At 57.4% G+C, this 14,243-nt stretch carries 15 protein-coding genes; 1 reads left to right on the top strand and 14 read right to left on the bottom strand.

Annotated features, from left to right (window positions below; translation table 11 throughout):
- Positions 1–43: 43 nt before the first annotated feature.
- Positions 44–1,768, top strand: a complete 1,725-nt coding sequence (locus QPL98_RS01205; RefSeq protein WP_222180063.1) for a diguanylate cyclase — start codon at positions 44–46, stop codon at positions 1,766–1,768.
- A gap of 41 nt (positions 1,769–1,809) precedes the next feature.
- Here the strand turns inward: QPL98_RS01205 and QPL98_RS01200 are convergent, their stop codons facing one another.
- The 14 genes from QPL98_RS01200 to QPL98_RS01135 all read right to left on the bottom strand — a co-directional run bounded on the left by QPL98_RS01200 (position 1,810) and on the right by QPL98_RS01135 (position 14,241).
- Positions 1,810–2,790 carry an AgmX/PglI C-terminal domain-containing protein gene (locus tag QPL98_RS01200; RefSeq protein WP_303292475.1) on the bottom strand — a complete coding sequence of 327 codons (981 nt, stop codon included), beginning with the start codon at positions 2,788–2,790 and terminating at the stop codon, positions 1,810–1,812.
- A 5-nt stretch (positions 2,791–2,795) separates the two neighbouring features.
- Positions 2,796–3,296, bottom strand: coding sequence for a biopolymer transporter ExbD (locus QPL98_RS01195; RefSeq protein ID WP_230707384.1), 501 nt, complete (start codon positions 3,294–3,296; stop codon positions 2,796–2,798).
- Positions 3,293–3,805 carry a biopolymer transporter ExbD gene (locus QPL98_RS01190; protein ID WP_014421182.1) on the bottom strand — a complete coding sequence of 171 codons (513 nt, stop codon included), beginning with the start codon at positions 3,803–3,805 and terminating at the stop codon, positions 3,293–3,295. The genes QPL98_RS01195 and QPL98_RS01190 overlap by 4 nt, the downstream gene beginning before the upstream one ends.
- 25 nt (positions 3,806–3,830) lie before the next feature.
- Entirely contained in the window at positions 3,831–4,538 is a 708-nt protein-coding gene (locus tag QPL98_RS01185) for a MotA/TolQ/ExbB proton channel family protein (protein ID WP_014421181.1), read from the bottom strand.
- Between the two features lie 133 nt (positions 4,539–4,671).
- Positions 4,672–4,983 carry a hypothetical protein gene (locus QPL98_RS01180; RefSeq protein ID WP_303292474.1) on the bottom strand — a complete coding sequence of 104 codons (312 nt, stop codon included), beginning with the start codon at positions 4,981–4,983 and terminating at the stop codon, positions 4,672–4,674.
- A gap of 15 nt (positions 4,984–4,998) precedes the next feature.
- Positions 4,999–5,568 carry a tetratricopeptide repeat protein gene (locus QPL98_RS01175; RefSeq protein WP_303292473.1) on the bottom strand — a complete coding sequence of 190 codons (570 nt, stop codon included), beginning with the start codon at positions 5,566–5,568 and terminating at the stop codon, positions 4,999–5,001.
- A complete protein-coding gene (locus QPL98_RS01170; protein WP_303292472.1) occupies positions 5,555–8,437 on the bottom strand; it encodes a tetratricopeptide repeat protein in 2,883 nt (960 codons plus the stop codon). The genes QPL98_RS01175 and QPL98_RS01170 overlap by 14 nt, the downstream gene beginning before the upstream one ends.
- Positions 8,430–10,364, bottom strand: coding sequence for a lipopolysaccharide assembly protein LapB (locus QPL98_RS01165; protein ID WP_303292471.1), 1,935 nt, complete (start codon positions 10,362–10,364; stop codon positions 8,430–8,432). Before QPL98_RS01165 ends, QPL98_RS01170 begins: the two co-directional genes overlap by 8 nt.
- A 20-nt stretch (positions 10,365–10,384) precedes the next feature.
- Positions 10,385–10,936 (bottom strand): AraC family transcriptional regulator, encoded by a 552-nt coding sequence (locus QPL98_RS01160; RefSeq protein ID WP_222180060.1) that lies wholly within the window; start codon positions 10,934–10,936, stop codon positions 10,385–10,387.
- 19 nt (positions 10,937–10,955) lie between these two features.
- Entirely contained in the window at positions 10,956–12,065 is a 1,110-nt protein-coding gene (locus QPL98_RS01155; RefSeq protein WP_286714366.1) for a DUF3570 domain-containing protein, read from the bottom strand.
- A 37-nt stretch (positions 12,066–12,102) separates the two neighbouring features.
- A complete protein-coding gene (locus tag QPL98_RS01150; protein WP_222180059.1) occupies positions 12,103–12,339 on the bottom strand; it encodes a DUF4266 domain-containing protein in 237 nt (78 codons plus the stop codon).
- A 19-nt stretch (positions 12,340–12,358) separates the two neighbouring features.
- Positions 12,359–12,862, bottom strand: a complete 504-nt coding sequence (locus tag QPL98_RS01145; RefSeq protein ID WP_014421174.1) for a TlpA disulfide reductase family protein — start codon at positions 12,860–12,862, stop codon at positions 12,359–12,361.
- A 12-nt stretch (positions 12,863–12,874) separates the two neighbouring features.
- A complete protein-coding gene (locus tag QPL98_RS01140) occupies positions 12,875–13,519 on the bottom strand; it encodes an outer membrane beta-barrel domain-containing protein (RefSeq protein ID WP_014421172.1) in 645 nt (214 codons plus the stop codon).
- Positions 13,489–14,241 (bottom strand): SH3 domain-containing protein, encoded by a 753-nt coding sequence (locus QPL98_RS01135; RefSeq protein ID WP_014421171.1) that lies wholly within the window; start codon positions 14,239–14,241, stop codon positions 13,489–13,491. Before QPL98_RS01135 ends, QPL98_RS01140 begins: the two co-directional genes overlap by 31 nt.
- Between the last annotated feature and the right edge of the window lie 2 nt (positions 14,242–14,243).

The raw sequence follows: 14,243 nt of genomic DNA, 5'->3' as shown, positions 1-14,243 counted from the left end.
CGAATTCTTCGCAACAGACCGACCAAGAATAACAGGAGTGCCCATGGGGCAGCCGCTTCCGATATCACGCATTATGCACACGGGCGTCCTGCTTCAGTGTGAGTTGGACACAACCATTGCCGATGCGGCTGCCCGGATGTCCGAAACCTCGGTCAGTTCCATTTTGATTACCGATGGCGGAACGGTTGTTGGTATCTGGACAGAACATGACGCCCTGGCGATCGACTTTACAGATCCCGAAACATTCCAACAGCCGGTAAGTACAGTGATGAGCTCACCTGTGCTGTCCTTACCCGAGACACTCGATGCCGGTGAAGCCGCGGTTCGTTTACGCGATACCGGAAAACGCCATTTTCTGGTGACTAACAGTAGCGGCAAACCGGTCGGGATCCTTTCCCAGACCGACCTGGCCCTCAACCAGGGCCTGGAACCCTACTTGCGACTGCGGGAAGTGCGGGCGGCCGTACCGCGCCCGCCACTGGTGGTTCGGGGCGACCAGTCTCTGGCGGAAGTGGCCAGTTACATGCATCGCCATCATGCCGATGCGGTGGTGGTCGATTGCGACGAAGAAGGTTTGGGGATTCTGACCGAGCGGGATATGGTCCGGTTTATTGCACGCCACACCAGCAACACCCTGGTCAATGAATTGGCGACCCGGCCTCTGCTCACCGTAAACGAAGAAGACCCGCTGATTCACGCCCGCGATCTGCTGATAGATCATCGCATCCGCCATCTTGCCGTGGTCAATCAGCTTGGAGAGGTTACCGGCCTGATCGGTTATCACGACATGCTGACCGGCGCTGAGCAAATGTATCTGGACGATCTTCGCGAAGCCCTCGAACAAAGGGATCAGGCCCTGGCCAAATCGAGGCGAACCCTGCAACTGGCGGAGCGGGTCATTGAATCGTCTTTTGAAGGCATAATGGTGACCGACAAAGACGTCTGCATTGAATTCGTCAACCCGGCATTCACCCAACTGACCGGTTATACCGCCGAAGAGGTCATCGGTCGGTCACCGGATCTGCTCTCATCCGGGCGCCACGACAGCGAGTTCTACCGGCGCATGTGGAATTCCCTGGAAACCCACGGCTACTGGCGTGGAGAAATCTGGAATCGCCGAAAAACCGGTGAGCTTTATCTGGAACTTCTGACCATTACGGCAATCACCGACGATGACGGCAATACCACACATTATGCGGGCCTGTTCACGGATATCACGCAAAATCGCAGGAACGAGGAACAGATCCGACAGCTAGCCTACTACGATGCCCTCACCGGTGTGCCGAACCGACGATTGCTGGAAGACCGGCTGGAGCACGCCATTCGCCATGCCCATCGCAAGGAAATGCTGCTTGCAGTGATGTTTATGGATCTGGACCGTTTCAAGGAAGTGAACGACACCCTGGGCCATGCGGTGGGGGATGACCTGTTGCTTCAGTTCACTACCAGGGTAAAAGACTGCCTGCGGGAAGACGACACACTCGCCCGACTTGGAGGCGACGAGTTTATTGTGCTGCTACCGGAGATGGAACGGCTATCCGACGTGTTTGCCGTGGCCGACAGGCTGATTGAAGCAAACAAACGGCCCTATCAGATCAACGGCAACCAGATAAACGTGGGTTCAAGCATTGGCATCAGCCTGTATCCGGAAGACGGTACCACCGTTCAGGAACTGATCAACGGCGCCGACATCGCCATGTATCGTGCCAAGCGGGAGGGGCGAAACCGCTACAAGCTGTTTGCGCCCCACACTGTCGAAAGCGCCTGATCAGGAGCGATCCTTCACCACCCCTGAACCGGAGCCAACCGTCAGCTCGACAACAGCTCGATCGGATAACGAATGGTGGTCTTGTCGACTCCTGGTCGTGCTCCAAAGTCTACCAACCGCAACCGGTTGCAGATCTTGTTCTCAAGTGCCGGTTCGTTGAGTGTTGACTCCACAACCGAGCAACTGGACACCGCACCATTCGGCTCGATAACCAGTTCGGGCGTGATACTGCCCTGCAGCGAGGGTTTTCGGCGCAGCTCGCGATTGTAGATGCTGTAAATGGCGGACTTGTTGGCATCCATGGTACGGCGCAACTCCTCCCGGCTACGCGATTTCGAGGCAGTTTCCTGCTGCTCCCTGCGCACCGTCTCTTTTACCGCAGCCACACGTTCCGCCTCGGCCACCTCCGCGCGCTCCCGTTCTGCCAGGGCAAGCTCACGGGTTTCCCGGCTCAAAGCGGTTTCATTCACACCACTACTGCGGGTGTTTTCGGTAGCACGGGAAGCCAGGGTATCACCGGTCTTCCTGGCGATCGGCTCGGCCGTATTGGTAACCGGACTATCCAGTTTGACCGATTCTGCCAGCGAACTGATCTTCGACAGCTCCTTGCCCATGGCAAGAATCCCGGTGTTTTTCGCCTTTTCCCGAGCCTTGGCCACTTCTTCCGGTTTGGGCTCTGGTTCCGGTTTTTCAGCCACTTCCGGTTCTGGAACAACCGGCGCTGGAGCGGGTTCGGGTTTTGGCTCAGGCTTCGCCTGCTCCACCGGCTTTTCCTCGGGCTTCGGGGGTTCGGGCTCGGGTTCAGGCAGCACAGGTTTGGACGGCTCCTTTTTCTCGATGATCAGTTTGGCAAGTTGGGGTGGCAAGGCCTCCTGTTCCTCCCGGTCCCGCTCTGGCAGTTCTATCCAACTGACATAGCCAGCAAAAGCGAGGAACAAGGGCACCACTACAACGGCAGCCGCCAGCAGCCGCTTTCGCTCACCGCGCTCCTGGTTCCAGGGTAATCCATACCGGTAATCCATAAGGCTCAGGCTCCCTGTTCCGTACGCTGATTAACTGCCAGGGAAATGCTGGCATAACCGGCGTCCACACAGGTGGACATGATTTTCTTGAGTAGCTCGTAAGGAAGTTCCCTGTCCGCAAGAATGGTAATGGGGCGACCTGCATCCGGTGCTGGTGCCGACGAACGACTGGCCTGGTAGTCGAGCTCCTGCTTGAGGGATGGCTCAACCTGCCCGTCGAAGGTCTGGAAAGCGTCGCGTTTCACCACCAGTCGGCCGTTCACCAGGATATCCCGGTCGGTCACGGTTAGTGCCAGTACATCACCCGGGGGTTGTTGGGCAGTCGAATCGGGCAATTTGATGGTGTTGTTCTGGTTGAGTACCTGTACGTCAGACGAAGAGTTCACCATCAGGAAGAACACGAGGATGGTAAAAATATCCATCAGCGACACCAGGTTCATTTTTCCCTGGCTTTTGTTGCGCCGGTAATGCCGTTTCAGACGACGGGCTTTCGCGGATTCTTTCATGAACTGACCTCCGCGGTGCCCGAGGTCTGGGCAGGGGCATCTCCGAGGGAGATTTCGGGGAACAGTTCTGCCTCGACAACACTGCCAGCCACTACGGCTTCATAGGAGCGCACCGTATCCATCACGGAAACCAGAGACTGATAAGAGGTCTGCCGGGACGGCATGATGATCACATCCTTTTTGTCCGGCACCCGACTCTTGATCTCTTTCATGACATCCTTGAGCAGAGCAAAATCATACTCGCCCTCACGCCGGGGTATGTCCTTGATGACGCCGCCCTGGTTATCTGCAACAACCAGCCGATCTTCATAGATCACAACCTGGATCTGCAGTTCTTCAGCCTGCTCTGCCGACAGGCTCTCGCCGGTCGGAAAGTTGAGTTCCAGAACGCTGGTGTGGGCGAACACCATGTTCAGCAGCAGTACCGGCACCAGCACAATCATGAGGTTCATGAAGGGCGTGATGTCGAGATCGGCCTCACTCTGTAGGCGACGATGTTTCCGTCTCATGGCCTGACATCCTTCTGGCTGGTTATCAGGCCGGGCTACCGGCCGGAGTCGCTACCTGTGCCGGCGCGGCGGCATTCTGACCCTGTGGTTGAACCGCGGCTTTGCTGCCTGAGCCATCGCTGAGAAGGTTCAGCACCTTGATGCCGGCCATCTCGAAGCTGTCAACAATCTCGTTGGTCTTGGTCTGAAGCAGCGAATGGATCAGCAGCATCGGAATGGCGGACATCAGGCCGAAGGCGGTGGTGTTCATGGCAACCGAGATACTCTGGGACAACAGGCTCGCTTTCTGGGCCGGATCCGCTGCGGCTACTGCGGTAAAGGCGGCAATCAGACCGATAATGGTACCAAGCAGGCCCAGCAGCGTGGCGATGTTCGCCAGTGTTGCCAGGTACTGTGTGCGCTTTTCCAGCCGAGGCATAACATCCAGCAACCCCTCTTCCATGGCGTATTCGATCTCTTCGCGACCCTGGCGGCGGGCCAGGCGCTGAAGGCCGAAACCGATCATGGTGGACATGGCACTACCGGACTCCTGAGTGTAATTCAGGGCGCCCCTCAGATCGCGCTTTGCAATCATCTGGTGCAGGCGGTTGAAATCCCGACGGTTGGTCAGTTTCTGGGCGGAAAGGTAGACGTAACGTTCAATGGCAACAATGAGTCCGATGATCAGCACAACGGCGATCGGAAACATAAAAAAGCCACCTTCCTGGAAGAAGCGAACGGCGGTATCGATCATTTTCTGGGCACTCCATGGTCCGTTTTCAGATCAGTCTATTCGCGAGCTCGCCCGGACAGGGTAAGTTCGCGCAAGTCTGTGTGAGGGTTTGTTTATTTTTGCGCAAGAACACAGAGCAGATGTGAGGAATGTCTCACTCCGACGATTCATCTGCCGGTTGTGTCTGTTTCAGGAATTCGTTGTGGTATTGCACCAGCCTCTGGAATTCATACCGTTCCAGCGGCACAATCCCGCGATTAACCATGAGCCGCTCGTCTGGCGCCCGAAGTTGTTCAACTTCCGGTGGTTGCCAGGGCACCAGATACATGACTGTGGGCACCTCCTGGTCACCACGAATGCGGGTACCTTCGATGGTTACCACACCCAGGGTGTCCTGGGCGTAAAGCATGGGCGCCGCAGCTATCAGAGCGGAAGCGGCCAGAATGATCGGCGCAAGACATTTCATATCAGCCTATCCAAATCAGATCCTGTTTTTCGCATCAAATATCCAGTCTTCCAGTCTCGGGTGCGGTTCGCTGGCAGCCGATTGATAACGCTCATAGAGTTCGATCGCATCGGCAGGGTTACCCAGATAGATATCCAGCAGGAAGGCCAGATTAAGAATCGCAGGCGCGTAATCCGGATCCGCCGCCAACGCAGCTCGGTAATACCGTTCCGCCTCATCGAATTCTCCGGCATTTCGGGCAATCACGCCCAGATGATTCAACGCCTGGACATGGTCAGGATTGACTGCCCGCGCGCGCTCAAACCATTGTTTCGCGCCATCGGCGTCCCCTTCCCGGAAAGCAATGATGCCAAGGTTGGCCATGGGGCCGGCTTTGTCCGGATAGTTCCGGGCCAATTGTTCAAAAACGGTCCGGGCTTCGGCAAAGTTGCCCTGCTCCATGGCCTTGACCGCTTCGCTGAATGACGCCTCAAGGACAGCCTGCTCAGCCTGAGGATCAGATTCTGGCGGCGTCGGGGCCGTGACACATCCGGACAACGCGACTGACAACAAAAGACAGAGACCACAGGTCTTAATCAAGTTCATAGACAACCCCCGAGGTCACTTCTTCCTTCCGGTAGCGCCCTGGCAGCAGGACTTTCAGGGCCTCGTAGCTGCGCTTGACCCACTCATCGAAAATGCCCTCCCGGGCCCGCCGGATGTTCTGCTCGTGGATATCGATGGCGTTGTCTTCGAATGGATAGGCCTGCTCTTCCAACAAAAGCTCGTACTGGGCCAGCTCAAGCTCGCTCAATCCAGTGGGCCGCTCCGAATCCATCAGATCGGCACCGAGGCGTCCATAGATATGGGCAATCTGGTAACCGGCCTCGGTAGCGAACGACGAAAGGCCATAACTGGCGGTTTTCTTGTAGGCATTGACTGCCCGTTCCAGCGCATCGGTCTTTGCAGTCATGCTCTCATTCAGTGGCAACGTCAGGCGAATGCTGTCATACCGGGCAAGCGCTTCGCGGGCGAGAATGGCCGAGGCTGACGCGGCAAGGTAGCGCATGCGGTCGTCCGCCGCGTCCGGATTCCGGTCCACCGTTTCCATTTGCTTGCGCAACCAGTAATCTCTTTTTATGGTGTCATCAGCTTCCTGATAGAGCTCAGCCAGCCGATTGGCCGCTTCCATGTAGACATCGGCCGGCTCGGGATGGCTGTTGGCGTAATTCCGCCAGGTATCGATGGCCTTGTCACGGTTTCCGGCCTGATCGTACAGCTCTGCTGCAATCAACAGGTTTTCTCTTCGCTCTTCCGGCGTTGTCGCCAGAGCCACCATTTGTTGCAATTCGTCGGCTGCTCGCTCCCACTGCGCCGTTTCACGATAGGCCAACGCCAGTTTTGCCGGGACCGTATCAATCAATTCGTGGTCCGGGAAAGCCTGTCGGAAACTGGTCAGCACACCAATGGCCTGTTCCCAGAGATTGGCGGTAATCAGAAGTGAGGCGGCGTCGTATTCGGCATTTGCCCGCAGAGCGGATTCCGGAACCACAGTACCGACTCGCAGAAACTCGCTGACTGCAGCTTCCACATTACCGGCATCGGCCAACTGCTCGGCCTGCCGATAGACCACGGCGGCCAGATTTTCACGCACCCCGCTTCTTCGCTCATCGTCCTCAGCCATGGTCGCCAGGGCATCACGGTAAGCCTGCTCCGCCTCAGGGTACCGGGCCAGTTCGGAGAGGCTGTGGCCAGATAACAGCAAGGCTTCTGTCGTTAACTCGGCGGGAGGCGTGGGCTGCCAGGTAACAAGTCGGGCCGCCATATTGACGGTCTCTTCCCAGTTGTTCCGATCAAACTCCCGCTGCAGTGCAATGTAATACACCGCCGGGGCCCGGGGGTCGTCGGGAAACGCATTTGCAAACCGCAGTCGATTCAACTGCTGCAGTTCCTGATAAGCCGTCTGCTCCGATCCCGGTTCATTATTCCAGGTCTTTGCATACTCCCGGAAAGCCAGTACCGAAGCATACCCGGCTTCGGCTGCCCGCTCAGCTACCGTGTCCTCCGGGTAGTCATAGGCCACCCGCTCAAAAGCGGCGATGGCCGCCGGCCAATCTTCCAGCTCCAGATAGGTCTCACCCAGAAGGAACAGACGCTCCGGTGTACGGGGATGATCCGGGAAGGTAGCGGCAAACTCGGCGTAGTAGCTGGCGGCTTTGCGGTAGTGATCATCGGTCTGCTGCTGGTCGGAGGACTCCCCTGCCAACAGGTACTGGCGGTCTGCCAGCTCAGGCAGGAGCTGCTCCAGCTGCTGCTCAATGAAACCCATCGCATCCGGGCCCGCTGACTGCCAGTAATCGCTGTAAATTCCGTAAAGGCTTACAAAGTCGTCCTTTCTTTCAGGGACGGTACGGGTGAAACCGGCCAGTTCCAAGGTATCGATAATCCGGATGTGGTAGCGTGGCGCCCAGGGACTCGCCGGGTGGTCTTCTATGTAGGCCCCAAAGACGTCGATGGCATCACCGTATTGCTCCCGCTCCAGCAAGAGCTCGCTGTAGCGGTCGTAGACCAGGATTTCATAGGGACGCCCACCAGTCTGGCGAAACAACGCCTGCAGGGTTTCCGCGCCATCAAGGTAAGACAGGGACAGCCCTACGACCCGGAACAGATCCTCGATCAGGGTCTGGCTCCGCTGATCCACATCTTCCACCGGCTGCCCCTCAGGCATCACCAGATCAAGCACTTCTACATAGCTGAACAGGGCTTCCTGGTATTGCGCCTGCTTGAATAGACTCCAGCCTTTCATGTAATGCGCGTTCACCAGAAATGAGGCATCGGCCATACGCTCCTGGCTGGCCAGAGTAACCTCGTCGAAGGCCTGCTCGGCTTCCCGGTATCGGCCATCGATAAACAGCAGATCGCCGCGGCGAAACTGAGCTTCTATCCAGTAGTCCGAATCGGGGTACCGCCGGACCAGAGTATCCAGAGTATCGAGTTGCTGGGGCGTCGCGCCCCGAAGCTCCCAGGCCCTGGCAAGCTGATAATAGATCTTGTCATTGCCCTCGCGCTCCGGGTATTCGGACAGAAGCCGCTGGTAGGCCTCGATAGCACCGGCGAGCTCATCGACAGCGGTATCGGCCATTTTCCGCTCCGCCCGCTGGAATTCCAGATCGGCCAGCCGGTGGCGGATGGTAACCTGCTTGCGGGGATCGTCCACCAGTGGCAAAAGCGCCTTGTAGCTTTCCATCACTGTTTCGATGGAGACATCATCCGTGGGGCCGCTGCCAGCCTCTATACCCTGAACCTGACGGGTTTCAGTCGCCGGAAGCGCGGCCAGAGTACCCTCACGGACCCTTGGCATTTCCTCGTCGCCGGCGGGCATCATCGACTGTAACATCTGACAGCCACTGGCCATGAGCAGCGCACCTGCTACGACAAGGCCTTTCACCATCTTTCCAGGAGTCCCGTTACTCATCACCGGCTCCCGGGTTTTGCGATCTACGGAACAGTTGGTCCGCCAACCTGGCCTGGGCATGGCGGGAAGCCACCAGATACCCATTGAGCTCCTCCTGCTGGGCGACAAGCATGCTGTCTACCTGGCTCAGGAGGATTCGCCGGGCGTTGCTCAATGCAACCGCCACCTCTTGGCCAAGGGTGGCGAGTTCGCTCTCGCTGGCAGAAATGCGCCGCGCCAGTTCGGCATGGCGGTCATCGTCGGACATCAGGGTTTCAACCCTCTGCCGCTGGGCCTGAAAGTGCTGCATTTCACGATCCAGCTCCCGCAACTGCTTTTGTGCCGCCCAGCGATTCACGCCATAGTCATCCGCAATCCACCAGTCGAAGTAGGCACGCATTCTCCGGTAAGTCTCACGCTGGCTGGCCGTGGTGGCATCATCAGGCAAGCCCGCCAGCGTTTCTTCCACCTCATTGAGCTTGTCTCTTAGTGCTTTCTGTTCTGCGGTCATGAAGAATTGAGCGTCGTCTTCAGCCAACGCAGTGGCGATCGTTTCCCTGAATTCCTCATGCAACGTCTGCCACTGGTCCGCCTGCTGGTTTTCGAGCGCCCGACGGGTTTCCGCAATCCGCACCTGACGCTGTTGTTCGCGGGTTTCCAGCATGATCCGGAAGGATTCAAACCGGGACTGCCGCTCGGCGATAAAGGATTGCATTTGGTAGAGCTCGTTCAATTCTGCAAGCGCCTGCTGAAAAGTCTCCGAAGCCAGCACTTCGGCCATGCCGAAATCGGAAGGCTGGACCCGCAAACGGCCGTAGGAATCCGTGAGAATCCCGTCGCTGTCACGAGTGAAGTCGAGCTGCGCCATCAGGCTCTGTTCACTGAGCTCATTGCGGATATTGTCCAGCTCCTTTATACGGGCCTGGTAGAGGTCCGCTGCCTGTTTGAAGGCTGACAGTGCTCGCTGCGGTCTGCTCATCTGCTCAAGAACATAGGCCCGGGCAAACGGAACCTGCTGTCGCCAGGGCAAAAACAGATTCCTGTTTGACAGCGTATCAAGCGCATCAAGTGCCCGATCCGGCCTGCCCTGCCCGGCCGCCGCTACGGCATAGTCGAAAAGGGCCTGGTCAGCGAATACGCCATTCAGCGGCATGTCGCCAAGGATCTCAAGCGCCGCGTCGAACCGGTCATCCCTGAGGTAAAGCCGGGCAAGTGACAGTCGGGCCCTGTCCAACAGGCCTTCGCGTTCGGCCTCTGGTTTGGCGGAATCGGCAGACTGTTGAATGATGGCGATGAGTGTCTGCAGTTCAGCCTCGGCTGTCGCGACGTCTCCCGCGTCCAGAGCGGCGACGGCTGAATTGTATTGCAGGTAAAGGGACCAGATGTCCGTGTCTTCCAGTTGTTCCCTCAGCGACGTCAGCTTCGTTTCGTCTTCGATCCTCGAAGACATCATGGCCACTCGTGCTCGCAGATAAACCCACTCCCGAAAGAGGTCATGGTTGGCCTCAGCGAGTGCCTCGGCATCCACGCGCTCGAGATTCTCACCGGCCAGCTCACGATTACCTTCCAGGAAAAACACCTTGCCCAGATAGAACCAGGCCTGATTGCGAACATCCGGCGAAAGTGTGCTACCCGTGCCGTCACTACCGAGCAGTTCCGTGAACAATTTGCTGGCCTCACGGGTCATGCCCCAGGACAACATCAGCCCACCCTCTACCAAAGCCGGGTGATCACCATGTCCTTCGATACCGCCTTGCTCACGGGCAACCGCCAGCTGGGTCAGAGCCTCAAAGACATTGCCCTGATGATACTCATACAGAGCCCAACCGTACCGAAGGTCCTTCGCCCGCTCCGGTCGGGGCTCCTCGGCCTGGACTGGAGCAACCATCGTCAGCCATAGCAAAGCGCCGGTAAACAATACCGAAAGCGTTCGAAATGGCTTGATCACTGTCAATCCCACGGCGCGGCTTACTCCCACTCCACGATGGAAACTGAAGGCTGATAATCGGAAGAGCGATCCTCAACACGGATCTCCAGTGCAGCTGTGCCGGTGCCCTTCTCGAATTCCAGCGACGCTGCCTGTTTGTAAGGCCGCTGATCCGGCCCGATGCCCTCGACGAACGCCGTCACCTGATGGGCTCCGGTCTTCAGGTTGCCCACGTAAAGCCGTTGCATACCGCCGCGTTCAAGTGCTTTCGCCTGACGCTCGGTATAGAGGTGAGAGGCAACGATCTCGTCATCAACCTTCAGCTTGACCGCATCCAGCTTCAGAAACTTGCCAGCATCCACGCTGACAAACACCGCAACCTGGGTGTTGGCCGGAAACAGCAGGTCCTCCTCAAGGATAAACAGGTCCCGGTTAAGCCGGATAACCTTCTTCTTGAGGGCCTCGACCTGCTCGGCGACCGCGGTCTCGTCCTTCTCCTCCCCGGGATTGGACTGGGCGAAGGCAGGGGCTGTCAGGGCGAGGGTCAATGCCGCTAACAGCGCCGGAAATCGGGAGTTCAAGCAAGTGGCCATGGTCGTTCTTCCTGCATGCTCAGTATTCAAGAATCAATGACGCCCGGGTGACATAGGCATCGAAGGAATAAAGGGGTTCTTCGCCGGGGAGATAGTTTCCGGCCGCGGTGACATCCCGGAAGTTGTCATAATCAAAATTCAGCCAGTCCACCAACAGACTGAACTGCAGACGATCAATGCCCGGAAGCGACGTCTGTTTCCATTCGTACACCGCGCCTACTGCCAGGGTTGTCCCTGAAAGCGAGCTGAGCTCCTTGTCCCGGGCAAGATGGGTCTGAGAGTTCTTGAACGGGAAAAGATCGCTGTAAAAATCCGCCTCGTTCTGGGTGTAATAGCGGACGGAACCTTCAAGGGTCCAGTGCTGGGTCAACCCGTGCACGTAACCCAGTTCCATGGTATGGGCGTTAATGCCCCAGGTATCTGAAAAATAGCGGTATTCACCGCGTATTGAGGCGCGATACGGCAGATAGTAAAGCGCTCTCACGGCCACGGAGGTACTGGTTCGGGTTTCCGGATACTGTTCCGGTTGAGTCAGGAACTCCGCTGGATTATCGGGATTAATGTAGCGGTTCACACGATACGGGTTTTGCAGATAACCCTCGTCTGTGACCACTTCGAGGTCCAGGCCTACCAGACTGTTACGGGTAACGACCTGGCTAAGGCCCAGTTGGTAGTTACGACGATCGGCTTCCTCGCTGAAGGAATCATTACCAACCCGACCCACTTCGTCCCAGCCACTGGCATAGCCCATAGTCACCGTGGACATGCCTCCGAAGAATTCCTGGCTCACCGAAAAATAGAGGGTATTGGCCTCGTAATCATTTTCCGTACTGTTGGTATAACCCAGACTCAGAATGGCCTTGTCGTGCAGGTAATCCACACCCACGGTGTATTCTGTACGCTCCTCCTCGTAGGCACTGGCTGTCGCCAGTACATCCACCGAGGCAGCAGACACAGAATCCACGTAATACTGACCGGAAAAGGAGACCTGGGGGCCAATGCCTTTGCGGACCAGCACCGACGGGCCATCAATCACCATGCCGCCACCATCGTAACGATGATAGAGCACGTCTACTTTGTCCACGGGTAAGGTCGCCGCTGTGGCGGACTGAACCGTGAGTAACACCATCAGGGCCGTCAGACTGAGAGCAGCAACCCGAAATCTGTCAGTTACAGCCACAGCCACCCCCTGAACCGCCTTCAGCGCCGCGAGCGGATTCTCTGGCCTGATAGACGTGATGCATGTAGGCGTCAGCCGTGCCATGCCTGCTCAGACTCATGACCGGATCCGCCAGGTTGTCACGCTCGTAGGGTTTCACCCAGGGTTTTACCGAGCTGCAGCCGGTCGACATAAACAGCAGTGCAACCAGAGACAGGGACGACAGGATCGACAAAATTCGCATAGCGGGCACCGTCCAGAAGTTACTCGCGCACCAGTTCGCGAATCTGTTGCTCGTATTCATCCTCGTAACCTGGCTGGTAGCCGTAGTGCAGATATCGGGCATTGCCGTTCCGGTCAATCATCACCGTCGTTGGCATGGCCTGAACCTCATACAGTTCACTGACCGAGCTCTCCGGATCGTAAAGAATCGGATAGTTGACCGGCACCTTGTCGAGGAAACGGAGGGCTTCGTCCCGGTTCTCATCCACGTTCACCGCCAGAATGGTGAAACCGAGATCCTTGTACTGGCTGTATAGCTCGTCCATCAGGGGCATTTCCTGACGGCAGGGCCCACACCAGGAAGCCCAGAAGTTGAGCATAACGACCTCGCCCCGATGATCCTCCAGCCGCAGGTTCTCCCCGGAGCGGCTTTCCAGGGTAAAGTCTGGCGCCGGTACGTTAATGGCCTCAGCCGCGGCCAAGGGGCTCGCGCAGGCCAGTACACCCGCCAATGCCAGTCTTGCTATGGATGCTCTCACAGCCATTCCTCCTTAATTTCAGAAAAACACAGACAACCCGGTACTGACCTCGGTATTGACGGAGGTCTTCTCTTCCCCAAGCACATCAATGTCGTAAAAGTGTTGCCGTACCCCAAAATGCACCGACACGCTGTCGGTCAATAAAACCTGATAGCCGGCACCCGCATTCAGGGTGAAACGGGTATCGCCGGCAAACTCCGTGGCCCCTGCCCCGGCAATCAGATAGAAGTTGGTGTTGAAGGCGTAATTCTCTGTGAGGAACGCCTCACCCGGCAGCACGTTGTACCCCAGGTTGATGTTGTAGTAGCTATAGTCCCGTTCACTGTCGGTCAGCACCTCCACATCTCCGGCCAGCTTCTCGAAACTGGTCTCGCCGCCTTCCGCAAAGCCCACACCTGCTTCGAAAAAGAACGATTCGCTCAGGTGGTATGTCAGCTTGCCGCCGTACAACAGGGACGATTCAAAATCCTCAATGTTCAGCACACCCACAAATGCCCCGATCTCGAAGTTTTCGGTATCGATCAGGGCTTCGGTAACCGGCACCGGCGTCACATCGGGCTCGATCAGCGGGCGGTCTTCCTGCGCCTGTCCTGCCGCAGCGGTGCAAAGGCCTGCCGCAAGGCACAGCGGTTTCAGAAAAAGATGCTTAGTCCGATTTTCCATTCTGTCGCTTCTTCGTTGGTGGACCGGGTCGTGAAGACTTTGTAGTCCTTCACCTCGGCACGGATGAAATATCGATCGGTGATGTAGGCCCTGATTCCAAGGCCAGCATGGCCGATGCTGTTATCACGTTCCTCCGGCTGGGCGAGAGACGCTTTCGGCTCAACCCAGATGTGGCCAATCCCCAGGGTGAAAAAAGGCGATATCCGCCAGTCCGGAAATGGCTGATGCACCAGATTGCCATTAACCATCCGAATCTCGGAGGCACTGCCAAGAATCTGAGCCCCCCACAGCTCTGCAGACAGATTCCGGGTCAGCCAAAGACCTCCATAGCCAGCCATCACGGCAGCACCGTCAAACTCGCCCATCATCAAACCGGCTTCTGCCCGTCGCTTCCCGAACGAATCCAGGTCAGGAACCTGGAGGCTCACGGTCTCGCCCGTGACATCCACGGTTTGAGCCAGGTCCGCCACCGACACCCAGCCCTCCCTGCCTCGGGAGTCCATCACCTTGATCCAGCTGGTCTTGCGCTGAAGGATGGTCAGCCACTCGCCTTTCTCACTTGTATGGAACACCGGGTATCCGGATGCCGGGCCCGTCCTCCAGGACAGATAGGCTTCGGTTACCTGCACCCGGGCCACATCCTGGCCCTCCGAGCCCCATAACCCACCGGCCCAACTCTGGGCAGGGAGCAAGAGTAAAATCATGAGAATGGCGATGGGCATGG

Source organism: Marinobacter sp. ST-43, assembly GCF_030541085.1.
GTDB classification, from domain to species: domain Bacteria; phylum Pseudomonadota; class Gammaproteobacteria; order Pseudomonadales; family Oleiphilaceae; genus Marinobacter; species Marinobacter nauticus.
The sequence above is the reverse complement of the archived record's forward strand: the minus strand, read 5'-3'. Positions and strand labels throughout refer to the sequence as shown.